Raw genomic sequence first — 25,765 nt, 5'->3', positions numbered from 1 at the left:
GCGCTCCTTGTCAGGAGCGTCGAAATGCGTGGCATTGCATGGTTTTACAGGTTGAGAGCGCTCTTTCGAAGCGGTGCGCTGAAGATTGCCCGCAGCACCAAAGTACCTCTCGGCACTAAAATCATCTGGAAGCGAGGCGATGTCCGCATCGGGGAAAGAGTGCATTTCCGCAAGGGCGTCATCATCGATGCGCAAGAAGGCAACATCGAAATCGGCGACCATGTCTCCTTCAACGACTACAGCATTCTGCTCGGCCGCGGCGGGATTGTGATCGGCAATGATGTGCGCATCGCCGCCCATGCAATGATCGTATCCTTCGATCACAATTTCGATGATATCTCGCAGCCGATCCGCCTTCAGGGCGTGACGAAGAAGCCGATCGTCATTGAGGACGATGTCTGGATAGGGGCGGGCGCCAAGATCCTCGGTGGTTCCCATATCGCCAAGGGATGCGTTATCGGCGCCAACGCCGTCGTCAAGGGCCGGACCAAGCCTTACGGCATCTATGTCGGCGCTCCTGCAAGGCTGTTGAAACGGCGCGGAGAGGCGGAAGACAGCCAATCGGGAAAGATTGAACGGCTCGTTCTGCCGAAAAAATAAAAGGCTCCAACGCCACCCATCCCGGCGCTGCTTCGGTCATCATTAACAGCGCGATATTCCCCCTGCGGCCTGTCTCTGCTACATCGGATTCGTGAATCAGAATGTGCATCCACGACCGGAGGCCGTATCGAGACCATGCGTGTTTGCCTTTCGTCGATCATGTCAGTCGCCCGGCATCTGGCGCTTGCGGCCTTGATCTCTCTATCCTGCACCGTGCCGCTTGCCGCTCAGGAGACGAAGCCGCAGAGCCTGCCGATCCTGTTCGATGCGCGTGAGCGCCTGCCGAAGCCGGATCTGTCCTCACTGGTCAGGCTGCGCTTCCTGACATCGATCGACTTTCCGCCCTTCAACTTCCTCGATCAGAACGGCAAGCTCACCGGCTTCCATGTCGAGCTGGCGCGCAAGATCTGCGATGAGCTGGCAATATCGGACAAATGCCAGATCCAGGCCTTGCCCTTCGGCGAATTGCAGGGCGCACTTGCCGCTTCGCAGGGCGATGCCATCATCGCCGGCGTGGCGGTTACGCCCGAGCTGCGCAAGACTTTCGCCTTTTCACGGCCTTTCCTGATGTTGCCGGCCCGCTTCGTGCGCAATCTCAAGGCATCCATCAGCGGCACGACCGCCGCCTCGCTCTCGGGACATCCGGTCGGCGTCGTCAAGGGAACGGTGCACGCCGCGATGCTGGCGGCCTTCTTCCCGGCGATCAAGCCGGTGCCCTTCGATGACAAGGATGGGCTTCTGGCCGCCGTCAAGGACGGCAAGGTCGATGCGGCATTTGCCGATGGCCTGCAGCTTTCCTTCTGGGTCTCGTCGCCGGCGGCGGAAAAATGCTGCTCTCTGTTTGACGGCCCCTACCTGTCGCAGCAATTTCTCGGCGAAGGCATGACCATCATGCTGCGCCAGCAGGATGCCGATCTGACGGCGGCGATCAATCATGCGCTTGCCACCCTGTCGCGGGATGGCAGGCTCCAGGAAATCTATCTGCGCTATTTTCCTTACGGGCTTTACTGATTCAGCAGTTTCAGGAAACCGCGCAGCGGTTTTCCGTCCGGAATGCGTAATGCCTCAGGCCTTGCGATAGCGGGCGATCGCGCTGCGCTCGATGGCCGCACAGGTCAGCTTATCGAGGCCCAGGCGGTCGCGGAGCAGGCTGAGCAGGCGCAATTCCTCGGCCTTGACCGACAGGTCGGCCGAAGCGACTTCGACGGCGAGCGCATAGGCCGTGTCGTACAGACGTGCAGGAAGCGTATCGCGCACGGTTTCGAGCACGATGTCCAATCCCTCATTGTTCGAAAGCAGCTTGGCGCAATCGCGGGATACGGAAATCAGCTTCTCGTCGTCGAACCCCTTGAAGACCGGCAGGGCGTGAATGAGCTCTCCGATGCGGCTGAGTTCCCGGTCGTTCATCGTGCGGTCGACGGCCGAGGCCAGTACCATAACGTAGATCAGGGCCTCGTGAGCAGAAAGCGGCTTGTTCATGACAGGCGAAGTCCTTTGAATTTGGCAGACTGAAAAGTCGCGCATCTCATGGCAAAAGCTGGTGGCGGAAGCAAGGCGTCAGATGGGATTGAGCGGGTCTTCCTTGACCGGAGGCGGTGCAAGCGTCGATTTTCCGCTCTTGCGTGGGTCGTCGCCGTAGATGCCGCGCTTCTTTTCCTTGGCTTCATCGACGAGAGCCGTGAGCGGCGAACCCGGTTCCGGATCGGCCCAGCCGAAGCGGACCAGCCAGGCGCTGAGATCGACCCGGACATAGCGGCAGGTGCCCTTGGCCGTGCCTTTCCAATTGGCATCGGGCACGTCGCAATCGATGGAGCGTCCGCGCAGATACATGCGGAATGCCGTGCGTGCTGCCTGGCCGCAGGGCCAGTCCTTTCCGCTCGGGCCGGTACACATCCGGTCGACATCGGTCGGAATGATACCGGTGAGCTGCACGCTTCTACCACCGATAGTCAATATACCAGCCTGATCAGAGAATGGACGGACGAGTTCGATCGTCGTCGTCTGCTCCTGCAGCTTGGATGCGGGATCAATCGCTGCTTGTTCGGATTGAGGCTGAGGTTCAGACTGAGGCATGGGCTGAGCCTGCTGCTGCGGCGATACCGGCGATAGGGTTCGATGTTCGGCCGCCGCCGTTTGCCTGTCGATCTGATCGGCAGGTATCCGGTTGTCCGGAGCAGGATCGGCCTTGGCCTCACCGGAAGATGCTGTGTCCGATGAAGTAACAGCCGTCTTGTCCGGCTTGGCCTCATTTGGCTGCGATGCAGGCGCGGCAGCGCCCTTGCCGTTGACGGTATCTGCTGCGGGCGGCGATGCTTGTGCTTCCTCTGGCTTCGTCGACATGTCGTTGGAGCGCGCGGGATCAGTTGGAACCTTGGTGTCCTGTTGCTTCACCGGCTCCGCCGCCGTCTTGTTTTCCTCGACCTTCGTATCGTCGCCGGCACTCGCCGCGGCAGCCGCCGCCATGACAGTCGCAGACAGCTCGGGGCTGCTGTCGGAGCTGCTTGTCGAAGGGGACGCCGTCGCCAGGACTGTTGCTTTATCCTTCGTCGCTTCGGCAGGCTTGGGTGCCTCGATAGCCTTTGGCAGCGTGGTTTCGGCCTTGGCGGTGTCGCTCTGCGTCGTCGCAGCTGGTTTATTGTCTGCAGTCGAGTTGCCACGGCCGTGCAAATCGAAGCCATGTCCCGCGAACTGTACCGCGACCAGGGTCAACCAAGAACCCACGACCGCGCCTGCCACACCTGCGTGCCAAATATCACGACGCATAACGAGAAAACTTTCCTATTGACTGGCCCATATGATCCGGGCAATCCATTCCACATCCGCAAGATCGAAGCTGCGGTTGGGGTGTTCCGGATTGAGCGACAAAAGCTCGATCGACTTGGCGCTCTGCCGCAACAGGACCTTGGCCATGACTTCGCCCTCTCGGGTCTTCACGACGACGCGGTCGTTCTTTCTGATCTGGGCTCCCGGCTCGACGATCAGAATATCCCCGTCGCGATAAAGCGGCAACATGCTTTCGCCCTGCACCTCCAGCGCATAGACGCCGGCCCTCTGTGCCGCGGCAACCGGAAACTCCACCATGTCCCAGCCCTGGCCGGCGGGAAAGCCGCCATCATCGAAGAAGCCGCCAGCCCCCGCCTGGGCGAAGCCGATCAGCGGGATGGAGGTGCCGGAGGGCAGGATTCCGTTCACGACTGTTGTGGTCAGTGGCTCGGCCGGGCGGATAAAGCTCAGGAATTGTTCCAGGCTTGCTCCGGTCGCATCCAGGATCTTGGCGATCGATTCCGTCGATGGCCAGCGGAGACGTCCGTCCTGGCTCAGCCGCTTCGATTTGTTGAAGGAGGTAGCGTCAAGCCCGGCGCGGCGGGCAAGCCCGGAAGGGGTCAAGGCATGCCGCTCCGCAAGCCGGTCGATCGCACCCCATATCTGTTCGTGTGACAGCATCACCGCTCGGTATCCGCGCGCCGGCTCCCCGGCGCTGTGCTCCTTAGAAAACGTTAACCGAGGCATTTTGGCGAGTAAAGACCGGCATAGGAATAGGGTCCTTTATCCCCGTGCTTTCGCGGCGGCGCCTTTTTCGGCGTCAGGTCTTCTGTGGCTGCGGCTTGACATCCGGCTGCTCGTTCTGGAATTCCTTCGCCATGCCCATGAAGCCGCGCATGAATTTCTGCATGATGCCGAGCGTGCGGTCGATCTCGGCATCGTCGGGCAGGCTTGAGCCCTTGTTTGCGGCAACGTTTTTTTCCAGCTTCGTTACGCGGTCGGAAAGCCGGTCCAGCTCATCGTCATAGGCTGTGCGCTCGTCGGCGGCCATGCGGCAGACGAGATTGCCGCCCTGATCCTGGCAGATCGACATCGCGCCGGTCTGCTTGTCGAGCCGGATGAAGTGATCGCCGCTGCGCTCCAGCTGGAAGCGTTCCGCATCCGGTTCGGCCGACAAAGTCGGTGTGGAGAGAAGAAAAGCAGCGGGCAGAAGCATGGCCGCAAGGCCGATTTTCAGTTCCTTCGTCATGTCATCCTCCGGATTTTCTGCGTTAAACCCCAAATCCATCACGGAAACCGTGGACATCGGCTGATGTTTTCGTGCAAAGCCCTATCAGCACAGCTTTACAGAGGGATGATGATCGCCATGCCAGTGGTTTACAAGATCGTGCCGGACACGCTCTGGCAGCAAGCCAGACAAACCGGCGTTTTTCATGGCGCGGCGATCGATCTGACCGACGGCTACATTCATCTCTCCACCGCGAAGCAGGCAAAGAAAACCGCCGAGCTCTATTTCGCAGGTCAGACCGGGCTGCTGCTCGTCGCGATCGATGGCGATGCGCTTGGCGAGAAGTTGGTTTTCGAACCCTCGCGCGGCGGCGATCTCTTCCCGCATCTCTATGCGCCTTTGCCGCTTTCGGCCGTGCTCTGGGAAAGGCCGCTGCCGATCGGTGATGATGGCGCTCACATCTTTCCGGAGATGTCGGAATGATCGGCGCCTTTCGCGATCTCGGCCGGCGCGGCCTGTTCCTGTTCGATCCGGAAACCGCTCACGGCATGTCGATAGCGGCGTTGAAATCGGGGCTGGTTCCGACCTGCCGTATCAACGCCGATCCTCGCCTGCGCCAGACCGTGGCCGGGCTCGATTTTGCCAACCCCATCGGCATGGCCGCCGGCTACGACAAGAATGCGGAAGTGCCGGAGGCATTGCTGAAACTCGGATTCGGCTTTACCGAAATCGGCACTGTCACGCCGAAGGCGCAGTCGGGCAACCCACGTCCGCGCATCTTCCGCCTGATTGAAGACGAAGGCGTCATCAACCGCCTCGGCTTCAACAATGAGGGCCATGAAGCGGCTTTCCAGCGCCTCAAAACTATTCGCGGCAATGGCATCATTGGTGTCAACATCGGCGCCAACAAGGACAGTGCCGATCGTATTGCCGATTATGTCGCCGGCATCCGCCGCTTCTACTCCGTGGCGCGCTATTTCACCGCTAATATCTCCTCGCCGAATACGCCGGGCCTGCGCGATCTGCAGGCGCGCGAAAGCCTGTCGGCCCTGCTGTCGGCCGTGCTTGCCGCCCGCGACGAGGAAGCGGCAAAGGCCGGCAAGCGCATTCCCGTCTTTCTCAAGATCGCTCCGGATCTGACCGAGGAAGGCATGGACGATATCGCCGCCGAAGCTTTGTCTCACGTGCTTGACGGTCTGATCGTCTCCAACACCACGCTATCGCGCGATGGGTTAAAGGATCAGCGCCAGGCCAAGGAGGTAGGCGGCCTTTCCGGCAAGCCGGTCTTTGAAAAATCGACCGTGGTGCTCGCCAAAATGCGCCGCCGCGTGGGTGCCGCATTGCCGATTATCGGCGTCGGTGGCGTATCATCGGCAGAGACGGCGCTGGAGAAGATCAAGGCCGGAGCCGATCTGGTGCAGCTCTATTCCTGCATGGTTTACGAAGGCCCCGGCCTGCCGGGACAGATCGTCCTTGGCCTGTCGAAGCTGCTTGACCGCGAGCGTGCCGGCTCGATCCGCGACCTGCGCGACGCCAAGCTGGATTACTGGGCGAACCGGAACGTCTGATCCGCCCGCTTCTTCAGGCCCATGGCCAGGAAGATGCCACGAAACAGCAGGAAGGCATTCATGGCCATCCATAGGCCGTGATTGCCGAGCGTTGGCACGAGGATGGCCAGCGCTATGAGATAGCCGCCGAAGGAGAGTAGCATCTTGTTGCGCATCTCGCGTGACCATGTGGCGCCGATGAAGACCCCGTCCATCAGGAAGGCGAGCGCGCCGGTCAGGCCCGTGATCGCTGCCCAGGGCAGATAGGTCTCCGCAGCGAGGCGCACCTCTTCGGATGTTGTCAGTAGGCGGATCAGCGCCGGCCCGACCATGAAGAAGAAAATTGCGGCGGCAAGCGCCAGCCCGAAGGACCAGAGTGCGGTCAGCTTCAACCCGCGCTCGAAGGCCGGCCTATAATTGGCGCCGATCGAGCGGCCGGTGATCTGCTCGGCGGCATTGGCGAGACCGTCGAGATAGTAGCCGGATAACAAAAAGAAGTTCATCAATACGGCATTGGCGGCGAGCATGACCGCACCAAAACTGTTGCCGATGCGCGTCATCAGCGTGAAGGCGCCGATCAGAACGAAGGTGCGGATGAGGATATCGCGATTGAGCGCGAAGAGCTGTGTGAGCTTGGCGCGCGAGAACAATTCTGTGCGCGCCGGCCGCTCCTCGCCGGCAAAGCTGCGCAGCACGATGAAAAGACCGAGCAGCATGCCGCTCGCCTCGCCGATCAGGGTACCCCAGGCAACGCCGGCCACACCCCAGGCAAGATGGAGCCCGAGCAGGATGGCGAGCACGATGTTGACGCCGTTGATGACGGTCTGCAGCAAGAGCCCGATGCGGCCTTGGCCGCGGCCGAGCACGAAGCCGAGCAGCGCGTAATTGGCAAGCGCCGCCGGGCCGGAGAGCATACGGATAGAGAAATAGGTGCGCGTTGCATCGGCAATGCCGCCTTCCGGCCCCATCAGCTTGATACCGATCCAGAGCAGCAGCGGCGAAAGAATGACGATCAGGATACCGCAGCCGAGCGCCGATATCAGTGCCCGCCAGAACACGGCTTGCTGTTCGCGTCGATCATGGCGGCCATAGGCCTGAGCTGTCAGGCCGGTCGTCGAGGCACGCAGGAAGTTGAAGCTTGCAAAAAGAAGGTCGAAGAGCACGGCGCCGATCGCAAGCCCCGCCAGGGCGTCCGGCTGGCCCATATGTCCGACGACGGCGGTATCGACAAGGCCGAGCAGTGGCGTGGTCATGAAGCCGAGCGTCATCGGAATCGCGATCGACAGCACCAGCCGATGCGTCACGTCGAAGGGTAGGACCCTTACGCTCCTCTGCTGAATATCCATGCTGCGTTACGCCTCCTCAGTTCGAGGACAGCACCATGGACCAATAGGGCCTGTCGCCGGAAGAGGGGTTGTAGGCCAGAGCAACGCCAAGCCCATCATATTTGCCGAGCATGTTGTGCAAATGCTTCGGCGAATTGATCCAGGCCGTCACCGCCGCGCTCACGTCGCGCTGGCCCTCGGCAATGTTTTCTGCCGCCGGCAGCTTGACGCCGCTTGTCTTGACCCGTTTGCCGAAATCGTCGCCGAGACCGATCAGATGCTCCATCTTGCCAGCATCCGCCATCCGCCTGGCTTGATAGACTGCGGCGGCACTGGCGGCCGCGTCGACCTTCAGCGGTGGCAGGCCACTCTTGGCGCGCAGTGCATTGACGAGCGGCAGTGCGGAGGCGGTCTGGTCGCTCGCGGGGATATTGGAAACGCGGGCGGGCGGCGTCGCGCAGCTCGCAACGGATGCGGTAAGCGCAAGAGCGGTGAGGCGCAACGCATCGCGGCGCGTTAAGGTCAGGGTCGGGGAGGTCATGTCAGCTGCGGTAATTGAACAAACGAAGTATGATGAAGATCGGAATGACGATGGATGCGCCGAGCAGCACATAATCGCCGAACTCGCCGAGCGCGGCAAAGCCGCTGTGCCAGAGATCGAGCAGGAAGCGGCGGACGCCATAGAGGAAATCGAGAGGTCGCCAGCCGAAGAACTTCATCACGGCGCCGACGATGAGCGACACGATGACGAGCTTCACCAGCGTTCTACCTGGCGAGTCGCCAAGGAATCTGTTCACCTGATCGGACATGCTGACGTCTCCATAATGGCAGTCGGTCGGTGTTGAGATAGGGACAGCACTTGCGACTCGCAAGCACTTTTGCCCCAGCTTACACCGTAAACCAGCGTCTGCCTGAAATAGGACTTGAGTTTTTTTATGGCCGCATTCAAAGGCAAGCGTCAAACAGGATGAAACCCATGCTGCCGAGCCAGCTTTCCTCCGGCGATGTCATTGCCGACCGCCGCGCCGACTATGCGAAGATGCTTGCCGAGAGCGGCGAACCCGCGAGTGCTGCCGAGCTGATGGAGCAGGCGTTGGAGCTGGCGCCGGGCTGGGCGGCGGGCTGGTTCACGCTCGCAACCTATCGCGAAAAGGCCGGCGATGTATCAGGCGCGATCGCAGCGTTGAACGAGGTGCTGACGCTCGATGCGGGGGATGTCTTCGGCGCCCGCCTGAAGCTTGCGGTGCTTGGCGGTGCCGAAGTGCCGGACCGGCCGCCGAGCCTCTATGTCGAGCGGCTGTTCGATGACTATGCCGACCGCTTCGAAAGCTCGCTTGTCGAGAAGCTCGGCTATAGCGTGCCCGGCAAGCTTGCGGCCCTGATCGCCGAAACGGCCGGTGCCACCAAACATTTCCGCCTCGCGGTCGATCTCGGCTGTGGCACGGGCCTGCTCGGGCCGGAAATCCGTGCTCGCGTCGATCGGCTGGAGGGCTACGACCTGTCAAAGGGCATGCTCGCCAAGGCGGCGGAAAAGCACGTCTACGATCATCTCGGCCAGGCCGACCTCTCGCTGGAGCCGGATCTGTCAGGCGTTTTCGATGCCGAGCCTGCCGCCAGCCGGGCGGATCTGGTCACTGCGGCCGACGTGCTGATGTATCTCGGCGATCTGCAAGGTGTGATGGCGATCATCCGCAAGCTTTCGGTCGATGGAGCGATCTTCGCCTTTTCAGTCGAGGACGCGCAGCAACCGGATGGTTATGTGCTGCGCGATTCCCTCCGATTTGCGCACTCCGAAGCCTATGTTCGGGAGATATTGGCCGGTCACGGCTTTACGGTACTGGATCTCACCCGCAGCATCATTCGCATGGATGGCGGAAAACCGGTCCACGGCATTCTGTTCATTACCCGGAAATCGGCTTGATGATTTCGAATCTTGCGAATTTAAAATAGGTCAGTATTGCTTACGTATTTTTGCTTGATTGTCGCCGGAGCTTCCAGCAAAAAGCCTGGAAACCCAGGGGAAAGCACATGGCAAACGCAAAGAGCGCATTTGGTGTCTGGAAGACGTCCGCGACCCGGCATTCGTGGATTGAGGATGTTCAGGGTATCGTCTCCGGCAGCCTGATTTCGTCGCTGGGGCTGTTCTGCCTTTCGAGCGCCGGCCTTTTGACCGGCAGTACTGCCGGCATCGCTTTCCTGCTGCATTACGCAATCGGCGTGAATTTCGGCCTGGCTTTCTTTGTGGTCAATCTGCCGTTCTTCTATCTATCGCTGAAACAGCTCGGCGCGGCCTTCACCATCAAGACCTTCATCGCCATCGCGCTGACCTCACTGCTGACCAATCTGCAGCCGGTGCTGTTCAATGTCGCACATATCAATGCACTTTGGTCGGCGCTCCTCGGCGGCATTCTTCTCGGCTTCGGGCTGCTCGCACTCTATCGCCATCGGGCAAGCCTCGGCGGCGTCGGCATTCTGGGGATTTATCTGCAGGAGCGTTTCGGCATCAGGGCAGGGCTGGTGCAGCTTGCAATCGACCTATGCGTGCTCGCGGTCGCTTTTGCCGTGACCACGCCGCCAGTGGTCATCTGCTCCGTCATCGGCGCAATTGTCCTCAACCTTTTCGTTGCGATCAATCATCGCTCAGACCGCTATATAGCGCTGTAAAGCTTATATCTATTGCTTGCGGGTCTCGTCGGATTCGACGATCGCGGCTTCGTGATACCAGCTGTCGAATGCGGCCGTCGCAATAGACGGGCCGATATCCGGGGTGAGGTTCACCTTCGGACGCTGGCTGAGCGCCGTGGGGCGGGCCGTGACGGGAAACTGATAGATCTTTGCGGTTTCGTACCGAGTACCGATTGCCATTCGCTGTCTCTCCCTTTTTGGTGTTCAAGCGGGCGCGCTTCAAGAGACAACTCATATATAGCAAAGCCCAAGGTAAATATCACCATTCCGCTTAAAAAAAATGCTAAATGATGAAATTATAGGCAATTTGATGATAGTGCAGCGGATGCCGCTTCTTTGATCTGCCGATTTTCCAATCTATTTTAGGGCCGGTGGAGCCTGCGACACTTTGGCAGCTCGATTGGGGCCATGGCGGCGATTTGAAAAGAATCTGATGCTTGGCACCGGGAAATCTTGCCCGAACGCGGCTGAATCATAAAAATCTCGCCTGACGGGTCAGATGTCGATGCGATCTGGCACGGCACATGCATCTCTCTTGCCAGCCGATCGTAGAGAGGATTTCCCGGCGGGCGCGCCGGCCAAGTTTTTCCTACTTCGCCTGATTAACTGTTATGAGGTGCGTAATGACGAAGTTTAAGCTCGAGTACATCTGGCTCGACGGGTACACCCCGGTACCGAACCTGCGCGGTAAAACGCAGATCAAGGAATTCGACGCATTTCCGACGCTCGAGCAGCTTCCGCTTTGGGGCTTCGACGGTTCGTCAACGATGCAGGCCGAAGGCCGCAGCTCCGATTGCGTGCTGAAGCCCGTCGCCATCTATCCGGACCCGGCCCGTACCAACGGCGCTCTCGTCATGTGCGAAGTCATGATGCCCGACGGCGTCACCCCGCACGAATCCAACAGCCGCGCGACCATCCTTGACGATGAAGACGCATGGTTCGGCTTCGAGCAGGAATACTTCTTCTACAAGGACGGCCGTCCGCTCGGCTTCCCGGAAGCGGGCTATCCGGCTCCGCAGGGTCCGTACTACACCGGCGTCGGTTACAAGAATGTCGGCGATGTCGCTCGCGAAATCGTTGAAGAGCACCTCGACCTTTGCCTCGAAGCAGGCATCAACCACGAAGGCATCAACGCCGAGGTGGCCAAGGGCCAGTGGGAATTCCAGATTTTCGGCAAGGGCTCCAAGAAGGCCGCCGACCAGATCTGGATGGCTCGCTACCTGCTGCTGCGTCTTTGCGAAAAGTATGGCATCGACATCGAGTTCCACTGCAAGCCGCTCGGCGATACCGACTGGAACGGCTCGGGCATGCACTGCAACTTCTCGACCAAGTTCATGCGCGAAGTCGGCGGAAAGGCCTATTTCGAAGCGCTCATGGCTCAATTCGACAAGAACCTCGAAGCCCATATCGCTGTCTACGGCCCGGACAACCACATGCGCCTGACCGGCAAGCATGAAACGGCTCCGTGGAACAAGTTCAGCTACGGCGTTGCCGACCGTGGCGCCTCGATCCGTGTTCCGCACTCGTTCATCAAGAACGACTACAAGGGCTACCTCGAAGATCGTCGTCCGAACTCGCAAGGCGACCCCTACCAGATCGCTTCCCAGGTTCTGAAGACCATCTCGGAAGTTCCGACGGCTGGTTTCGGCTCGGTTGCTGCCTGATAGCTTTCACGCTTGCCTGCCAAGCATAGGAAGCCAATAAATGACGCGGGGCCTTCGCCCCGCGTTTCTCGTTTTGGAATTTTATCAGGCCGCGGCTGTCGCTCAGACCCTCTTGGGCCCTCGCTGCTAACCCCCACGGTCCGTCATCCTCGGGCTTGATCCGAGGATGACGGCGTTCAAGGGAGAGCTCCGGCCATAACACGCTCAGAGAAAGCAGGCTCAAGCAGCCTTGCTTGCCGCATCCACCGGGTGCTGCGAGCGGAAGCCGACGGCAAGGCGGTTCCAGATGTTGATCGTGCCGATCGCGACCGTGATCTTCACAATCTCTTCTTCGCTGAAATGCTGCTTCAACGGCTCGAAATCGGCATCTGGAATACCGGTCTGGGCGATCTTGGTGACGGAATCGACCCAGCGGAGCAAAGCACGCTCGCGGTCGTCATAGACAGGCGATTCCCACCAGACGCACATCAGGTTGATCCACTGTTCGCTGAGGCCATCATGGCGGGCTTCCTTCACATGCATGTCGACGCAATAGGCGCAACCATTGATCTGCGAGGCGCGGAGCTTGATCAGGTGGATGAAGCGCCGTTCGAGGCCGCTGCTCTGGACGAAGTTTTCCAGCGCGACGACGGCCTTGTAGGAGTCCGGGGAGGCTTTAGCGAAGTTGAAACGCGGATGCATGGGTCTTCTCCTTGGGTTTAAATTGAGGTTCAGTTTCTGGTCTTGCGTTCATGCAGCTCGAGAAAGGTGCAGCCTCTCGCGGCTATGCCACCGTCCGTGTCCGTCTGCCTGAGGTCGGTCAGCACGTCGGCGATCGTTGTCTTTGCCAGTTCGGCCCGATAGACGCGCTCGGCCGCCAGCATGGCGGCATTGATGCCGCAGGGCTTGGCGAAGTAGCGCCCTTCAAGCGGGTTCGGACCGCGCTGGCGGATTTCAGCGCAGCGAAACGCGGGGGCGGGGCCTTCGGCGGCCAGCACGATATCGAGCAGGGTGATCTCCTCCGGCTTGCGCGCCAGCCGGTATCCGCCCTTCGGTCCCGGCACGGTATCGAGGATGCCGGCACCCGAAAGCGCCTGAAGATGCTTCAGAAGATAGCTGACAGAGACACCGTGAAATTCGGCAAGCGCTGCTGCTGACAGCACGCCGCCATCGGAAAGGCCAGCCAGCATGCCGACGCAATGAATGGATTGTTCGACGCCGTCTCCGAGCTTCATTTTCGTGCCTTTCTAATCATGGATATTTTTTATCTATGATTATAGTGGGAGTCAAGCGAGGAATGCGAGAGAATTGTTGTTGGGCGAATGAGCGAGAAATGCCCGGTTATAGCTGCTACTAGAAGAAGGGTTCGTCATCCTCGGGCTTGATCCGAGGATGACGGTGCGTGTGGAAGCCAATGCGCCTAAGCGGCCTTGGTGAAAGAACGCGCGGCCCATCTTGCTCTTCTCCGGCCACCCCGCTTCCTATCCTCCACATTTCAACTACATTCAGCCCGTGGACCAGATCGACGCCGACCGCCTCCTTACCTTGCCCGCCCCCTTCACCCGCTGGTTTGCGGAAAAGGGCTGGCAGCCGCGCGCCCATCAGCTGGAACTGCTGGCCCGCGCTGAGGCCGGCGAAAGCACGCTGCTGATTGCTCCCACAGGCGCCGGCAAGACGCTCGCCGGCTTCCTGCCGTCGCTGACGGACCTCACCCGGCGCGGCAAGATTCCGCCCGGCTCGGCCTTCACCGGCATCCACACGCTCTACATCTCGCCGCTGAAGGCGCTCGCAGTCGATATCGAGCGCAACCTGATGAAGCCCGTTTCGGAAATGGGCCTGCCTGTCACGGTCGAGAACCGCACGGGGGATACACCTGCTGGCAAGCGCCAGCGGCAAAAGCTCAACCCGCCCGATATTCTGCTGACGACGCCCGAGCAGGTGGCGCTGTTGCTCGCCAATCGCGAGGCCGAACGCTTCTTCAAGGATCTGAAATATATCGTCTTTGACGAACTGCATTCGCTCGTCACCTCCAAGCGCGGCCATATGCTGTCGCTCGGCCTTGCCCGCATCCGCAAGCTGGCGCCGCGCGTGCAGACCATCGGCCTTTCGGCGACGGTCGCCGATCCTATGGACCTGCAGAAATGGCTGGTGGCGCAGCGGCCGGGAGAAGAGCGCCATGCGGGCCTCGTCATCGTCGAGGGTGGCGCCAAGCCCGATATCTCGATCCTGTCGACGGAAGAGCGCATCCCCTGGTCAGGCCACTCCGCCAAATATGCCATCCCCGATATCTATCGCGAGCTGAAGGCGCATCGCACGACGCTGCTCTTCGTCAACACGCGCTCTCAGGCCGAAATGCTGTTTCAAGAGCTGTGGTCGGCCAATGACGACAATCTGCCGATCGCCCTGCATCACGGCTCGCTCGATGTCGGCCAGCGCCGGAAAGTGGAAGCGGCCATGGCGGAAAACCGGCTGCGCGCTGTCGTCGCCACCTCCACACTCGATCTCGGCATAGACTGGGGCGACGTCGATCTCGTTATCCATGTCGGTGCGCCGAAAGGCGCAAGCCGCCTTGCCCAGCGCATCGGCCGCGCCAACCACCGCATGGACGAGCCGTCGAAGGCGATCCTGGTGCCGGCCAACCGCTTCGAGGTCATGGAATGCCAGGGAGCACTTGATGCCAACTATATGGGCGCCCAAGACACGCCGCCCATCGGCGCAGGAGCGCTCGACGTTCTCGCCCAGCATGTGCTCGGCATGGCCTGCGCCGAACCCTTCGACATGCTCGAACTCTATGACGAGGTGCAGAGCGCGGCTCCCTATGCCGAGCTTTCCTGGGAGACCTTCGAGCGCATCGTCGATTTCGTCGCCACTGGCGGCTATGCGCTCAGAACCTATGAGCGCTATGCCCGCATCCGCAAGATGGCGGATGGCCGCTGGCGCGTCTCCAATCCGCAGGTCGCGCAGCAGTATCGCTTGAATCTCGGCACGATCGTCGAAGAGGCGATGCTCAATATCCGGCTGGTGAAGCGCAATGCACTGGGCTCGCTTGGAAGAGGCGGCGCGCCGCTGGGCAAGGTCGAGGAATATTTCGTCGAGCAGCTCTCGCCCGGCGATACCTTCCTCTTTTCCGGTAAGGTGCTGCGCTTCGAGGGCATCCGCGAAAGCGAATGCCTGGCCTCGCAGGCTTTCTCGCTGGACCCAAAAATCCCCTCCTATGCCGGCGGCAAGTTTCCGCTCTCGACCTACCTCGCCGATCAGGTGCGGGCGATGATTGCCGATCCCGACCGGAGGCATCGGCTACCGGATCAGGTGCGCGACTGGCTGGAAATCCAGAAAGAGAAGTCTTTGCTGCCGAAGCGCGACGAGTTTCTCATCGAGACTTTCCCACGCGGCAGCCGCGCCTACATGGTCGCCTATCCCTTTGAAGGGCGTTTGGCGCACCAGACGCTCGGCATGTTGTTGACCCGCCGCTTGGAGCGGGCAGGGGCCAAGCCCATGGGCTTTGTCGCCACCGATTATTCGCTCGGCATCTGGGGATTGGAGGATATGGGGCTGATGATCGCTAGCCGCCGGCTCAGCCTCTCCGATCTCTTCGATGAGGATATGCTCGGTGACGATCTTGAGGCCTGGCTCGACGAATCCTTCCTGCTGAAACGCACCTTCCGCAATTGTGCCGTGATTGCCGGCTTGATCGAGCGCCGGCATCCGGGCAAGGAAAAGACCGGCCGGCAGGTAACGGTTTCTGCGGATCTGATCTATGATGTGCTTCGCAGCCATGAGCCCGATCATATCCTGCTGCAGGCCACAAGGCAGGACGCCGCGACCGGACTTTTGGATATTGGCCGACTTGCGGATATGCTGAAGCGAATCAAGGGCCATATAACTCATCGCGCGCTGGACCATATTTCCCCGCTCGCCGTGCCGGTGATGCTGGAAATCGGCAAGGTGCCGGTGCCGGGCGAGGCGCACGATTCCCTGCTCGCGGAAGCGGCCGATGACCTGATCCGCGAGGCAATGGAATAGGGATGCTGCAAAGCAGACGACGAAGGTAGATTGTTAAAGTGATGAATCGCCTGGCGCTAGCGCGAGATATGAATGCTCAAGGCAACGGCACAGCCAACGGGCTGGGTGTGGAGGCCGTCATTCATGGTGTCGCCGCCGTCTGTGATCCGCTCGGCGCGCTCTATCTGCCAGATGCCGGCATTCTCGTCGTCTCCGACCTGCATTTGGAAAAGGGCGCGGCCTTCGCCCGCCGCGGCATGATGCTGCCGCCATACGATACGCTGGCGACGCTGACCGTTCTTTCCGCCGTCATCTCGCGCTACGATCCGAAACTCGTCGTTTCACTGGGCGACAATTTTCATGATCGCATCGGTTCGCAGCACTTGCCGGACGAGTTTCGCAGCCTGATCGTCAACATGGCCCGCGGTCGCGAATGGATCTGGATCAATGGCAATCATGATCCGGACGGCACGGTCGACCTGCCGGGGCACTCGGTCGACGAGATGCATTGTGGTGGTTTGACCTTCCGTCATGAGCCAAAGGCCGGATTGCAGGCCGGCGAGATCGCTGGCCACCTGCATCCCTCTGCCACCGTTCGGCGTCGGGAGAAATCAGTGCGCCGCCCGTGCTTTGCAACGGATGGCGGCCGCCTGCTGATGCCGGCCTTCGGCGTGATGACCGGCGGTCTCGACCTGCGCCACAAGGCCATGGCTGGCCTCTTCGCGCGGGAAAGCCTGATTGCGCACCTGCTCGGCCGCGACCGCATCTATTCCGTGCGGTTCGGCAATCTCTCGGCCTAGGCCGCGTTCGCCGGCTCATAGCGTAGGATCACCGCGCCGGTCTTCAACGGGCGTGAATCGATGAGCTTCATCGGCCGTTGTTCGGCCGCCGGTTTGAAGTGCGGATTGCCGCTGCCAAGCACGACGGGAACGAGGCAGATCCTGAGCTCATCCACCAGCCCCGCCTTGAGCAATACATCGGCCACTTCAGCACTGCCGAAGACGAACATGGTCTTGCCTGGTTCTTCCTTCAGCTTCTTCACTTCAGCGACAATGTCGCCGACGACGCGGGTATTATTCCAGTCCGCTTTGTCGAGCGTCCGCGAGGCGGCGATCTTGGCGATGCCGTTCATATAGGCGGTGATGTCAGACGTTTCCGTCGCGGTCGGCCAATAGGCGGCCATGCCTTCATAGGTCTTGCGGCCAAAGATCAGCAGATCGCCTTCCTTGCCGAGCTCGGTCGCATAGTGCTCCAGCTCATCGCCCCAGGCGAGCATATGAAAATCGAGGTCCCAGGGCTTGGTTCCCTCGAAATAGCCGTCGAGCGTCATAAGATTCCAGATAACGAGCTTTCTCATCACTTTCTCCGTTGTGATAACTGCCTCATAATCAAAACTGGTTGTTAAAAGCAAGTAGTTGCAAGCTAGCTAGACTGATGGCAAAATGCAAGTAGTTTTTTGGAGATCATTATGGACGCGCTGCATCGTTCTGGCTGCCCGATCAATCTGACGCTGGAAATTCTCGGCGACCGCTGGAGCCTGATCGTCATCCGCGACATCATGTTCGGCAATCGCCGGCATTTTCGTGAACTGCTGCAGAAGTCGCAGGAGGGGATTGCTTCCAACATCCTTGCGGACCGGCTGAAGCGGCTGGTGGAGCGCGGCTTGTTGACCCGCGAAGATGATCCGACGCATAAGCAGAAGGCTATCTACAGCCTGACGGAAATGGCGATAGACCTCGTGCCGCTCTTTGCCCATATGGGTGCCTGGGGCCGCAAGCATCTTCCGGTGTCCGAAGAGCTGTCGATCCGGGCGGAGCTCCTGGAGGATGGTGGCCAGAAGCTCTGGGATGATTTCATGGACGAGCTGCGTGCCAAGCATCTCGGCAAGGTGCTGCCTCCGGGCACGCCCTCGGTGCTCGGCCGGTTGACCGAAGCCTATCTCGAAGTCGCCAATCGCCGAAAAACCGGCTGATCAGTTCTTCCGGAAGATGAAACTTGCGCTCCAGCCGGTGACGAGGGCCAGCAGCACGGAAAGAATGCCATAGGTGATCGGCCGCTGATGCGCTGCATCCGTGATCGTCTGCTCTATTCCTGTCTTGATGACCCGCAACGGCAGCGATTTCTCACTCAGGAACTTGCCGCTCTTGAAGAGATAGGCGCGCACCATGTGTACACCGTTCGGCACGTCGGCGGGAACCCTGAGCGTTGCCTTGAAGAGCGAGGAGCTGACGAAGCGCACGCCGGCGGGATCGCTTTCATAGAGCCCACCTGTCTTTTGCAGGCGCCGGAAGGCATTACGGAATTCCGGAACATCGCCGACATTGCCGACGAAGCCGACCGGCGTCAGCGGAATATGATCGACGCCAATACCGCGGTCGCTGAGTTCGAGCGGTGTGGTGATGTTGTCGACCGCGCGCGTGCTGGAGAGCGAATAGGCTTCTGGCACATGCTCGAACGTCATCGAGCGGGTATTGACCCATATGCCGAAGACGCGCTCTTTCCGGCGAACCGTTGCATTCTCGCGCGGCCCCTCCAGCACGACGACGATGTCGTATTGGCCGATGGCCAAAAGCAGCTGATCGGTATTGGAGAGCGCGCCGAAAATCGTCAGATCGGCGCCGGTGAAGTCCGAGGTAATGGCAATCTCGCTCGTCGACGTGCCGATCTCCATCGTCTCGCGCGCCGTGGTCGAGGTCGTCGGCTGATCGAGCAGCACCTGCGCCTGCGTGGTGAACGGAGCGAGCAGCAATGCGGTAGCAAGAAGCAGTCCGAATCCCCTCATCGGCTCACTCCTTCCATGACGACGGAGTAAACGTCCGCCGGCGTCACCAGGAGAGTAACGACGAGGCGAAGGCCGACGGCCAGGACGAGCAGGCCAAGGAGCGCGCGCAGTTGCTCGCCGCGCAGTTTCTGGCCGACGCGAACGCCGTATTGCGCGCCGATGACGCCCGCCACCATCAAGAGGAAGGCCAGAATGATATCGACGGAATAGTTCGTCGCGGCCTGGACGATTGTCGTGAAGGCCGTCACGAAAATGACCTGGAACAGCGAGGTGCCGACGACGACGTTTGTGGGCACGCGCAGCAGATAGATCATGGCGGGCACGAGGATGAAGCCGCCGCCGATACCCATCGGCGTCAGCATACCGACGAAGAAGCCGAGGCCGATGACCGGAATGGCGCTGAGATAGAGCTTGGATTTCTTGAATCGCAGTTTCAACGGCAGCCGCTGCACCCAGTTGTGATGGCGCGGCTTGCCGGTTGTTGGCGGCAGCTTGCCGGCGGCGCGACGCATGGCCCGCACGCTTTCCCACAGCATCAGCGAGCCCACCGTGCCGAGGAGGATCACGTAGATCAGCGAGATGATCAGGTCGATCTGGCCGAGCCTACGCAACAGCACGAATAGCCAGAGACCGAAGGTCGCCCCCGCCAGACCGCCGGCCAGCAGGATCGAGCCAAGTTTCAGGTCGAGCGAGCCGCGGCGAAAATGACTGAGTGCGCCCGAGACGGAGGAGGCGACGACCTGATTGGAACCGGTGGCGACGGCAACAACAGGCGGGATATTGTAGAAAATCAGAAGAGGCGTGATGAGAAAACCACCGCCGACACCGAACATGCCGGAAAGAAACCCTACGGCTGCTCCCATGCCGAGAATAATGAAAATATTCACCGACAATTCTGCGATCGGCAGATAGATCGTCACGCCTTGTTCCCATTTGCAGGCTTTTCGGCGCGGTGACCGAAGCCTATTTCCCCTTAAACGGCGGATTCTAATCCGAAATCATTGCCAGAGCCTTAGGAAAGGCCGGGCTGCCACAGTTTTCGAATTGCCGCTTTCACCCTAACCCGGTTTTTTCCACTTTTCTGTGACGCTGTATAGCGGAATGGCCAGCCGCTGCAGAGGATGCGGCGGCGTTTAGCGCCTAAACAAAATGCCGGCGTGCTGGCGCCGGCATTTTGTTTGATCGCTTTCGCACGAAATCCCTGACTACTTATTGCGGGCGAGCAGTTCCTTGACCACCTGATCGGTGACCCGTCCATCCGCCGGCAGGCCGACGGATTTCTGGAAGCTCTTCAGGGCGGCTACCGTCTTGTCACCCATGGCGCCGTCGGGCGAACCGGCATCGAAGCCATTCTTGTTGAGAATGGCCTGAATGTTGCGGATTGCCTTCTTCATATCGATCGAGGCCGTGTTCACACCCTTGCCGGTAGTCCATTCGTCAGGAATGTTTGTGCCATTGGCCTTCGGATCGGCCGGCTGCACTTTCCAGAGGTCGACCTTGGCGCGGGCGCTTTCCAGATCGGCCGGCTTCATGGCGTTGGCGACTTCATCGCGCTTCTGGGCGGCGTCCTTGTCGCCGCTCTTTGCGGCGATAGCAAACCACTTGTAGGATTCCTGCAGGTCCTGTTTCACGCCGTTGCCGCGTGCATAGAGGATCGCAAGGTTGAACTGGCTGTCGGAGACGCCGAGATCGGCGGCGCGGATAAACCAGTTCGCCGCGCTGTTATAATCCTGCGGGCCGGCAGTACCGGAAGCATAGAGAACCGCGAGATTGTGCATGGCGCTGGCGTTGCCCTGATTGGCGGCCTGCTCATAATATTGCTTGGCCTTGACGAGATCTCGATCGACGCCATTGCCCTTCTCATACATGCTGGCGAGGCGGTACTGTGCCGGGGCATAACCTTTGTCGGCCGAAAGCTGATACCAGCTCGCAGCCTGCTTCATATCGGCAGCAACGCCGCGGCCATCCGTGTAGCGCGCGCCGATTTCGAAGAGCGCGACCGGATCGGCCGATTTTGCGGCAGCGACGAGCGATGGCGGCTGGATGCCGTCGGGCACAGCGATATCAGGCGCTGCCGGCGTGGCGGCGGGAGTTGCGGCCGCCGTATTCTCGGTCTGAACGAAGGCAGCGGCCTGCTGTGCAGGTGCGCTGGCGGCAGGTGCCAACTCTTCGCTTGCTGTCTGGTTGCCGTCGAGCGGGGTCGCTGCCGTCAGGTGATCATTTGCAGGTGCGGCGACGGGATCGCTGGCCGTGGGTGCGGGCTGGACTTCCGCCGTCTGCGTCGTGGATACCGAGGATGCGGCAGCCTGATTTGCGGCAGGCTGCTGATTGTTGGCGACCGGGTTCGTATTGGCAGCGACGGTATTGGTCGCGGCGCTATCGGCAGGCGCGACCATCGTCGATACTTGGGCTGGTGTCGGCGCCTTCTGGCCGCGGGTCAGCGTGTTCGCCAGCGGATAGGCCATGATGGCAAGCATGACGGCGCCCAATGCAAGCAGGATCGGCCGGCGGAAGCGCGAGAACGCGCCGCCCTTCTTGACGTCTTTCCTGGAAGCAGGAGCCGAGCGTTGCGTCTGGTCGACTTCCATGGCAGCGGCCTGCGCGGCGCGGCGGGCGGCTGCGATATAGTCGGCCCGCTCGTTTTCGGTCGGCTGACGCGCGTTTCCGCTGCGCGACGTATTTTGGCTGGCGCGCACGCGCTCAAGGATCTTCTTGATATCGGGTGCGCCGGAACCCGGCTCCAGCAGTTCATTGGCCTCTTCGCCGGGCATTACGTCGGCGGGATCGATCGATGGCGCCTGTTCGATGACCGGACGGTCCGGCGGAAAGATCGGCTCGGCCTTTTCCGGTGTAAAGAAACGCTTGCCGAGGCTCGCGAATAGGCTGGACTTGCCGCTCTTCTTCACGGCTGCCTTGATTTCGGCCTTCGTATTGGCGTCGATCGCCTGTGCGACGGCGACTTCGCCGGAGACTAAGGATTCTGCTGGCGCAACCGTGCGGATGATCGGACCTGCCTTCTGCTGCGCCGCCATGGGCGGCTTCAGGCCTGGAGCATCCTCTTCGGCGAAAACGTCGCTTTCGAACGTTGCGGCCGGCATGGCGGGCGCAGGCTTGCGCTGCTCCATATGATCGAGACGGTCGGCGATCTGCAGCAGCGTGTCATGCAGGGCCTCAAAGGTGCGATGCGTCCGCTCGTCGGTGGCGCGGCTGAGGTCCTCGAGATGACGAAGATCGTCCGCAAGAGCCGCCAAAGCCGACATGTCGGCTGCTTGCGACCCGTTCACCATTCCGCCTTCGCGGGAATAGGCCTCGACGACGGTTTCCGCCGCATGGCGGGCCGCTTCGATGATATATTCGTCATTCGTCGCCATATAGTCTTCGAGCGCGCTCATGCGGCGATCGAAATCCGGGGGCAGATGATCCGCAACGGCCCGTGGTTCGGCAGTCAGCAATGTCGAGAGATGGGCGATCTGCTCTTCGAGACTGCGCAGTGCCTGCATATCCGTCGGCGGTGCTGCGGTGCTTGCTTCCAGCCGGGCTGCAATATCGGCGAGGCGGCCCTCGAGCCGGCGCGCCATGCTGTCGTCGAGGCTTGCTGCCGGAGCGGGCGGATGGAAATCGATCTCGTCGATGCGGCGGGCGAGATAATCCAGCCGGTCGGCCAATACGTTGCCGACGGACCCATGTTCCAGCGCATCAATCTTGTGGGAGATGTCGGCGAGATAGGTGACGAGTTCAGGCTGCGGCGCGGCCTTCTGCGCACGTTCCATTAAGTGCGAAAGCTGGTCCAGCCGCTCCTCGAGGCGGGCGACGGCCTTGGCGCTGCCGAGCTCGTCGATGCGCATGGCGAGCGCTTCGAGGCGGCCGGAAAGATCGTCGGCAGGCTGACGCCGGCCGGCAGCATCGCGGCTCATCAGGTCGATCTGGTCGGCAAGACCGCTGAGGCGGCCTTCCAGCCGTTGCATGGCCTGGTCCTGCGGCTGCATCATGGAGCCGAGGCTCTCCATCGCGGTTGCGATCGTCAGCAGCTTGTTTTCCAGCGCATGCACGGCCGGGCTGTCGTTCATGCCGCCGAGATGCTGTTTGATGTCATCGAGGCGGTAGGCAAGGGAGACGAGCTCGTCCTGCAGGCCGGATGTGTCGATCGCCTTCACCTGGCGCTCGACGTGATGCAGGGATTCCTCGCGGGCAAGGCCGTCCATTAGCGAACGCAGCTCGTCGAATTCGGCTTTCAGCCCGGCTGTTTCCGGTTGACCGGCGAGCTGGTTGATGCTGTCGGCAAGCCTGGCCATGTCCTGGCGGACATCGGCTACAAAATGCTTGTCCTCGGCGTTTTCGCGGATATCGCGGATTTCGGCGCGCAGAGCGGTGACTTCGCGGCTCACGCTGTCGGCGATGTCGCGCTTCAGATCCTGGCGGAGGTTGACGAGCGCCTGGGCGATATCGACCGGTGCGTCGGCGGCTGCGGCCCGTATCGGCTGGCGCTGCGCATGGCTGTCGATCGGCCGCCGGGCCGGCTGCGGTTCTGCGTGCGAGATTTCCTCGCGCCGTGGCTGCAGACGTTCGCGGTTTGCCTCCAGCGTGCGCTGGCGTTGACGGATCTCGGCAAGCGGATCGGATCGGAGATCGCTCTCATGGCGTTCGTTGCGCAACGGGCGCTCGTAAGCGCGGCTGGCATATTGCTCGCGTTCGGGGCGGGGCGGTATCCGCTCCGAGGCGGCTCGTTCGGGGGCCGGCGCATAGCCCGCGGCGACGCGCTGGCGCGTATCGCGCGCGGCGGCGGTTCCCATCAGCCCTTCGATGCGTGCTTCCAGCCCCTCGATCGTGCGGCTCAGAGCATCCAGCGACGTCCAGTCGCCCGTACCGGTAGGATTTGATCGCGATCCGCTCATATCTTTGCTCGCCTTGAACTATGGACCACCCCGGGCCGTCATGCTGATGGAAGAAGACGTTGCTATATCGCCGCGCTGTCTGCATCCGTCGTTCGGAAAGGGATAAATGTATTGGCTTTCCTCAAACAGAGCGGCAAAGACAGCGCGATTTCCAAGCTAAGTTGAAGAAACCCGAAGCACTGCTGCTCAACTCGTACAATTTACGAAACGTGGTAAACAACTCGTTAAGTTTGTCTGATGTCTTAACCTTTTATTTCGGTTCTGCTGTCCCACGGCCTGATATTCTTGCACGCAGGCGGTGCCCGGTTGCTGAGGGGGAGGGGCGTATCGGCGATATGCGGAATGCTCTTCCTCACCGGCTTCACCAAAATTTCCCCGCGAGACACGAATTTGACGTTTACGCAAACGTCAATATTTTGTAAGAGTATGACAGTGGCCGGAATCTCAAGGTCCGGCGGCGAATTGGAGGAATTCGAGAAATGCCAGTCTACAAGGCCCCGGTGAACGATACGCTCTTCGTCCTGAACGATGTGCTCGGGCTGGAGCGCTACAACAATCTTCCCGGTTATGCCGATGCCACGCCCGACATGATCGAGGCGATCGTCGGCGAGGCGGCCAAGCTGTCGGAAGAGGTGCTTTTCCCGCTCAACTATTCCGGCGATCAGGAAGGCTGCGTGCGCCATGACGATGGCACGGTCTCGACTCCGAAGGGTTTCAAGGAGGCCTATCGTGCCTATCGCGAAGGTGGCTGGCTGGGTCTCGCCGTGCCGGAGGAGTTCGGCGGGCAGGGCCTTCCCTACGTGCTGCACTGCGCCGTCGGCGAGTATACCTCGGCCGCCAACATGTCGCTGATGATGTATCCGGGCCTGACCCAGGGCGCGATCGCAGCGATCCTCGTCCATGGCACCGATGCGCAGAAGCAGACTTACTTGCCGAAATTGGTCGAGGGCAGCTGGTCTGGCACCATGAACCTCACCGAACCGCATTGCGGCACCGATCTCGGCCTCTTGCGCACCAAGGCGGTGCCTCAGGCTGATGGCAGCTACAAGATCTCAGGCCAGAAGATCTTCATCTCGGCCGGCGAGCACGACATGACGGACAATATCGTCCATCTCGTCCTTGCTCGCATCGAAGGTGCGCCTGAGGGAACCAAGGGCATCTCGCTCTTCATCGTGCCGAAATTCCTCGTCAAGGAAGACGGTTCGCTTGGCGCGCGAAACCCGGTGTCCTGCGGCGCGATCGAGCACAAGATGGGCATCCACGGCAACGCCACCTGCGTCATGAATTACGACGAGGCCACGGGTTTCCTGATTGGCGCCGAGAACAAGGGCCTCAACGCCATGTTCGTCATGATGAACGAGGCGCGCCTCGGCGTCGGCCTGCAGGGTCTCTCCATCGCCGAGATCGCCTATCAGAATGCCGCCAACTATGCGCGTGAACGCATCCAGGGCCGCTCGCTCTCCGGCCCGAAGGCGCCGGACAAGAAGGCTGACCCGATCATCGTCCATCCGGATATCCGCCGCTCGCTGATGACGATCCGTGCCTTCAACGAGGCCGGCCGCGCCTTCCTGCTCTGGACGGCGCTAAAGTCCGATATCGCCCATCGTTCTCCCGATGAGAAGGAGCGTCAGGCAGCCGACGATATCCTCGGTCTGTCGACGCCGATCCTCAAGGGCGTCATGACTGACAAGGGCTTCGAGCATGCCGTCATGGCGCAGCAGGTCTTCGGCGGCCATGGCTATATCGAAGAGCACGGCATGAGCCAGTATGTCCGCGATGCCCGCATCACCATGATCTATGAGGGTGCCAACGGCATACAGGCGCTCGATCTCGTCGGCCGCAAGCTGGCGCTGAACGGCGGCCGCGCCGTCATGGCGCTGTTCAAGGAAATCGGCGATTTCTGCGAGGAAAACCGCAACGACGAGCAGATGGCCTTCTTCACCAAGCATCTGAAGAAGGGCTTGAATGACGTGCAGGCCGCGACCATGTGGTTCATGCAGAACGCTATGGCAAAGCCCGACAATGCCGGCGCCGGCTCGACTGATTACATGCACCTCTTCGGCCTCGTCGTCCTCGGCTATATGTGGGCGAAGATGGCGAAAGCGGCTCAAGTAGGCCTTGCGGCTGGCGACAGCGCGCGCGAGGATTATCTGAAGAACAAGCTTGTCACGGCACGGTTCTACATGGAGCGCATCATGCCGGAAACGGCATTGCGCAAGGCCCGCATCGAAACCGGCGCCGATACGATGATGGAACTGGCGGCGGAAGCCTTTTGAGCAAGGCGGCGTTAGCTGCTGC

The 25,765-nt window shown here is 60.7% G+C and carries 25 protein-coding genes; 11 read left to right on the top strand and 14 right to left on the bottom strand.

The features are described from left to right. Positions 1-24: 24 nt before the first annotated feature. Entirely contained in the window at positions 25-600 is a 576-nt protein-coding gene (locus tag FHT73_RS16940) for an acyltransferase (RefSeq protein ID WP_183713157.1), read from the top strand. Between the two features lie 135 nt (positions 601-735). Further along, a complete protein-coding gene (locus FHT73_RS16935; protein WP_183713154.1) occupies positions 736-1,611 on the top strand; it encodes a transporter substrate-binding domain-containing protein in 876 nt (291 codons plus the stop codon). Between the two features lie 54 nt (positions 1,612-1,665). On the opposite strand, the gene FHT73_RS16930 is transcribed toward FHT73_RS16935, so the two are convergent. The 4 genes from FHT73_RS16930 to FHT73_RS16915 all read right to left on the bottom strand — a co-directional run bounded on the left by FHT73_RS16930 (position 1,666) and on the right by FHT73_RS16915 (position 4,612). Next, a complete protein-coding gene (locus tag FHT73_RS16930; protein WP_015338732.1) occupies positions 1,666-2,079 on the bottom strand; it encodes a tellurite resistance TerB family protein in 414 nt (137 codons plus the stop codon). Positions 2,080-2,157: 78 nt separating this feature from the next. Beyond that, complete coding sequence (locus FHT73_RS16925) at positions 2,158-3,363, bottom strand: hypothetical protein (protein ID WP_183713151.1); 1,206 nt, start codon at positions 3,361-3,363, stop codon at positions 2,158-2,160. A gap of 15 nt (positions 3,364-3,378) precedes the next feature. Further along, complete coding sequence (locus FHT73_RS16920) at positions 3,379-4,044, bottom strand: helix-turn-helix transcriptional regulator (RefSeq protein ID WP_183713147.1); 666 nt, start codon at positions 4,042-4,044, stop codon at positions 3,379-3,381. Between the two features lie 139 nt (positions 4,045-4,183). Then, the gene (locus tag FHT73_RS16915; RefSeq protein ID WP_112336836.1) at positions 4,184-4,612 is read right to left on the bottom strand and encodes a hypothetical protein; all 429 of its coding nucleotides are present in this window, start codon (positions 4,610-4,612) and stop codon (positions 4,184-4,186) included. 105 nt (positions 4,613-4,717) lie between these two features. Here FHT73_RS16915 and FHT73_RS16910 point away from each other — a divergent pair, with 105 nt between their 5' ends. Together FHT73_RS16910 and FHT73_RS16905 are read left to right on the top strand one after the other, a co-directional pair. After that, positions 4,718-5,074, top strand: coding sequence for a DUF952 domain-containing protein (locus tag FHT73_RS16910; protein ID WP_183713641.1), 357 nt, complete (start codon positions 4,718-4,720; stop codon positions 5,072-5,074). Further along, positions 5,071-6,159 (top strand): quinone-dependent dihydroorotate dehydrogenase, encoded by a 1,089-nt coding sequence (locus FHT73_RS16905; protein WP_112608033.1) that lies wholly within the window; start codon positions 5,071-5,073, stop codon positions 6,157-6,159. The genes FHT73_RS16910 and FHT73_RS16905 overlap by 4 nt, the downstream gene beginning before the upstream one ends. Here FHT73_RS16905 and FHT73_RS16900 read toward each other — a convergent pair. Genes FHT73_RS16900 through FHT73_RS16890 form a run of 3 tightly spaced genes read right to left on the bottom strand, consistent with a single transcriptional unit; the run spans position 6,135 to position 8,272 of the window. After that, the gene (locus tag FHT73_RS16900) at positions 6,135-7,484 is read right to left on the bottom strand and encodes an MATE family efflux transporter (protein WP_112608035.1); all 1,350 of its coding nucleotides are present in this window, start codon (positions 7,482-7,484) and stop codon (positions 6,135-6,137) included. The two genes, FHT73_RS16905 and FHT73_RS16900, sit on opposite strands and share 25 nt — an antisense overlap. Positions 7,485-7,500: 16 nt before the next feature. Further along, the gene (locus FHT73_RS16895) at positions 7,501-8,004 is read right to left on the bottom strand and encodes a CAP domain-containing protein (protein WP_112608037.1); all 504 of its coding nucleotides are present in this window, start codon (positions 8,002-8,004) and stop codon (positions 7,501-7,503) included. Position 8,005: 1 nt separating this feature from the next. Further along, the gene (locus tag FHT73_RS16890; protein ID WP_112336582.1) at positions 8,006-8,272 is read right to left on the bottom strand and encodes a DUF6460 domain-containing protein; all 267 of its coding nucleotides are present in this window, start codon (positions 8,270-8,272) and stop codon (positions 8,006-8,008) included. A gap of 167 nt (positions 8,273-8,439) precedes the next feature. On the opposite strand from FHT73_RS16890, the gene FHT73_RS16885 reads away from it, so the two are divergent. Both FHT73_RS16885 and FHT73_RS16880 read left to right on the top strand, forming a co-directional pair. Next, positions 8,440-9,384, top strand: a complete 945-nt coding sequence (locus FHT73_RS16885) for a methyltransferase (protein WP_183713144.1) — start codon at positions 8,440-8,442, stop codon at positions 9,382-9,384. Positions 9,385-9,491: 107 nt separating this feature from the next. Further along, positions 9,492-10,127, top strand: a complete 636-nt coding sequence (locus FHT73_RS16880) for a YitT family protein (protein ID WP_112409874.1) — start codon at positions 9,492-9,494, stop codon at positions 10,125-10,127. 9 nt (positions 10,128-10,136) lie between these two features. Here FHT73_RS16880 and FHT73_RS16875 read toward each other — a convergent pair whose 3' ends face one another. Beyond that, positions 10,137-10,328: a DUF2735 domain-containing protein gene (locus FHT73_RS16875; RefSeq protein ID WP_112336579.1), complete on the bottom strand. Its 192-nt coding sequence runs from the start codon at positions 10,326-10,328 to the stop codon at positions 10,137-10,139. A gap of 443 nt (positions 10,329-10,771) precedes the next feature. Here FHT73_RS16875 and FHT73_RS16870 point away from each other — a divergent pair, with 443 nt between their 5' ends. Then, positions 10,772-11,812, top strand: coding sequence for a glutamine synthetase beta-grasp domain-containing protein (locus FHT73_RS16870; RefSeq protein ID WP_112336578.1), 1,041 nt, complete (start codon positions 10,772-10,774; stop codon positions 11,810-11,812). Positions 11,813-12,031: 219 nt separating this feature from the next. Here FHT73_RS16870 and FHT73_RS16865 read toward each other — a convergent pair whose 3' ends face one another. Together FHT73_RS16865 and FHT73_RS16860 are read right to left on the bottom strand one after the other, a co-directional pair. Next, complete coding sequence (locus FHT73_RS16865; protein WP_015338745.1) at positions 12,032-12,493, bottom strand: carboxymuconolactone decarboxylase family protein; 462 nt, start codon at positions 12,491-12,493, stop codon at positions 12,032-12,034. Positions 12,494-12,522: 29 nt separating this feature from the next. Further along, the gene (locus tag FHT73_RS16860; RefSeq protein WP_112608041.1) at positions 12,523-13,026 is read right to left on the bottom strand and encodes an Rrf2 family transcriptional regulator; all 504 of its coding nucleotides are present in this window, start codon (positions 13,024-13,026) and stop codon (positions 12,523-12,525) included. 277 nt (positions 13,027-13,303) lie between these two features. Here FHT73_RS16860 and FHT73_RS16855 point away from each other — a divergent pair, with 277 nt between their 5' ends. Together FHT73_RS16855 and pdeM are read left to right on the top strand one after the other, a co-directional pair. Beyond that, positions 13,304-15,814: a ligase-associated DNA damage response DEXH box helicase gene (locus tag FHT73_RS16855; protein WP_183713141.1), complete on the top strand. Its 2,511-nt coding sequence runs from the start codon at positions 13,304-13,306 to the stop codon at positions 15,812-15,814. Positions 15,815-15,855: 41 nt separating this feature from the next. Continuing rightward, positions 15,856-16,593 carry a ligase-associated DNA damage response endonuclease PdeM gene (gene pdeM / locus FHT73_RS16850; RefSeq protein ID WP_183713638.1) on the top strand — a complete coding sequence of 246 codons (738 nt, stop codon included), beginning with the start codon at positions 15,856-15,858 and terminating at the stop codon, positions 16,591-16,593. Here pdeM and FHT73_RS16845 read toward each other — a convergent pair. Next, positions 16,590-17,150: a dihydrofolate reductase family protein gene (locus FHT73_RS16845; protein ID WP_112608045.1), complete on the bottom strand. Its 561-nt coding sequence runs from the start codon at positions 17,148-17,150 to the stop codon at positions 16,590-16,592. The two genes, pdeM and FHT73_RS16845, sit on opposite strands and share 4 nt — an antisense overlap. A 111-nt stretch (positions 17,151-17,261) precedes the next feature. Here FHT73_RS16845 and FHT73_RS16840 point away from each other — a divergent pair, with 111 nt between their 5' ends. Next, entirely contained in the window at positions 17,262-17,765 is a 504-nt protein-coding gene (locus FHT73_RS16840) for a helix-turn-helix domain-containing protein (protein ID WP_112608047.1), read from the top strand. Here FHT73_RS16840 and FHT73_RS16835 read toward each other — a convergent pair whose 3' ends face one another. The 3 genes from FHT73_RS16835 to FHT73_RS16825 form a co-directional block, all read right to left on the bottom strand. Then, the gene (locus FHT73_RS16835; protein ID WP_112336573.1) at positions 17,766-18,575 is read right to left on the bottom strand and encodes a TIGR02186 family protein; all 810 of its coding nucleotides are present in this window, start codon (positions 18,573-18,575) and stop codon (positions 17,766-17,768) included. Continuing rightward, positions 18,572-19,495 (bottom strand): sulfite exporter TauE/SafE family protein, encoded by a 924-nt coding sequence (locus FHT73_RS16830; RefSeq protein ID WP_112336572.1) that lies wholly within the window; start codon positions 19,493-19,495, stop codon positions 18,572-18,574. The genes FHT73_RS16835 and FHT73_RS16830 overlap by 4 nt, the downstream gene beginning before the upstream one ends. Before the next feature lie 285 nt (positions 19,496-19,780). Beyond that, positions 19,781-23,467: a peptidoglycan-binding protein gene (locus tag FHT73_RS16825; RefSeq protein ID WP_183713138.1), complete on the bottom strand. Its 3,687-nt coding sequence runs from the start codon at positions 23,465-23,467 to the stop codon at positions 19,781-19,783. Between the two features lie 479 nt (positions 23,468-23,946). On the opposite strand from FHT73_RS16825, the gene FHT73_RS16820 reads away from it, so the two are divergent. After that, positions 23,947-25,743: an acyl-CoA dehydrogenase C-terminal domain-containing protein gene (locus FHT73_RS16820; protein ID WP_183713136.1), complete on the top strand. Its 1,797-nt coding sequence runs from the start codon at positions 23,947-23,949 to the stop codon at positions 25,741-25,743. Positions 25,744-25,765: the final 22 nt, after the last annotated feature.

The organism is Rhizobium sp. BK098, assembly GCF_014193155.1.
Taxonomy (GTDB): Bacteria; Pseudomonadota; Alphaproteobacteria; order Rhizobiales; family Rhizobiaceae; genus Rhizobium.
This window is presented reverse-complemented; position numbering and strand designations above follow the sequence as displayed.

What these genes read in the sequence shown, in the direction of transcription:
- FHT73_RS16940 (WP_183713157.1), top strand. Translation starts at nt 25, where the DNA reads ATGCGTGGCATTGCATGGTTTTACAGGTTGAGAGCGCTCTTTCGAAGC.
- FHT73_RS16935 (WP_183713154.1), top strand. Translation starts at nt 736, where the DNA reads ATGCGTGTTTGCCTTTCGTCGATCATGTCAGTCGCCCGGCATCTGGCG.
- FHT73_RS16930 (WP_015338732.1), bottom strand. Translation starts at nt 2,079, where the DNA reads ATGAACAAGCCGCTTTCTGCTCACGAGGCCCTGATCTACGTTATGGTA.
- FHT73_RS16925 (WP_183713151.1), bottom strand. Translation starts at nt 3,363, where the DNA reads ATGCGTCGTGATATTTGGCACGCAGGTGTGGCAGGCGCGGTCGTGGGT.
- FHT73_RS16920 (WP_183713147.1), bottom strand. Translation starts at nt 4,044, where the DNA reads ATGCTGTCACACGAACAGATATGGGGTGCGATCGACCGGCTTGCGGAG.
- FHT73_RS16915 (WP_112336836.1), bottom strand. Translation starts at nt 4,612, where the DNA reads ATGACGAAGGAACTGAAAATCGGCCTTGCGGCCATGCTTCTGCCCGCT.
- FHT73_RS16910 (WP_183713641.1), top strand. Translation starts at nt 4,718, where the DNA reads ATGATGATCGCCATGCCAGTGGTTTACAAGATCGTGCCGGACACGCTC.
- FHT73_RS16905 (WP_112608033.1), top strand. Translation starts at nt 5,071, where the DNA reads ATGATCGGCGCCTTTCGCGATCTCGGCCGGCGCGGCCTGTTCCTGTTC.
- FHT73_RS16900 (WP_112608035.1), bottom strand. Translation starts at nt 7,484, where the DNA reads ATGGATATTCAGCAGAGGAGCGTAAGGGTCCTACCCTTCGACGTGACG.
- FHT73_RS16895 (WP_112608037.1), bottom strand. Translation starts at nt 8,004, where the DNA reads ATGACCTCCCCGACCCTGACCTTAACGCGCCGCGATGCGTTGCGCCTC.
- FHT73_RS16890 (WP_112336582.1), bottom strand. Translation starts at nt 8,272, where the DNA reads ATGTCCGATCAGGTGAACAGATTCCTTGGCGACTCGCCAGGTAGAACG.
- FHT73_RS16885 (WP_183713144.1), top strand. Translation starts at nt 8,440, where the DNA reads ATGCTGCCGAGCCAGCTTTCCTCCGGCGATGTCATTGCCGACCGCCGC.
- FHT73_RS16880 (WP_112409874.1), top strand. Translation starts at nt 9,492, where the DNA reads ATGGCAAACGCAAAGAGCGCATTTGGTGTCTGGAAGACGTCCGCGACC.
- FHT73_RS16875 (WP_112336579.1), bottom strand. Translation starts at nt 10,328, where the DNA reads ATGGCAATCGGTACTCGGTACGAAACCGCAAAGATCTATCAGTTTCCC.
- FHT73_RS16870 (WP_112336578.1), top strand. Translation starts at nt 10,772, where the DNA reads ATGACGAAGTTTAAGCTCGAGTACATCTGGCTCGACGGGTACACCCCG.
- FHT73_RS16865 (WP_015338745.1), bottom strand. Translation starts at nt 12,493, where the DNA reads ATGCATCCGCGTTTCAACTTCGCTAAAGCCTCCCCGGACTCCTACAAG.
- FHT73_RS16860 (WP_112608041.1), bottom strand. Translation starts at nt 13,026, where the DNA reads ATGAAGCTCGGAGACGGCGTCGAACAATCCATTCATTGCGTCGGCATG.
- pdeM (WP_183713638.1), top strand. Translation starts at nt 15,856, where the DNA reads ATGAATCGCCTGGCGCTAGCGCGAGATATGAATGCTCAAGGCAACGGC.
- FHT73_RS16845 (WP_112608045.1), bottom strand. Translation starts at nt 17,150, where the DNA reads ATGAGAAAGCTCGTTATCTGGAATCTTATGACGCTCGACGGCTATTTC.
- FHT73_RS16840 (WP_112608047.1), top strand. Translation starts at nt 17,262, where the DNA reads ATGGACGCGCTGCATCGTTCTGGCTGCCCGATCAATCTGACGCTGGAA.
- FHT73_RS16835 (WP_112336573.1), bottom strand. Translation starts at nt 18,575, where the DNA reads ATGAGGGGATTCGGACTGCTTCTTGCTACCGCATTGCTGCTCGCTCCG.
- FHT73_RS16825 (WP_183713138.1), bottom strand. Translation starts at nt 23,467, where the DNA reads ATGAGCGGATCGCGATCAAATCCTACCGGTACGGGCGACTGGACGTCG.
- FHT73_RS16820 (WP_183713136.1), top strand. Translation starts at nt 23,947, where the DNA reads ATGCCAGTCTACAAGGCCCCGGTGAACGATACGCTCTTCGTCCTGAAC.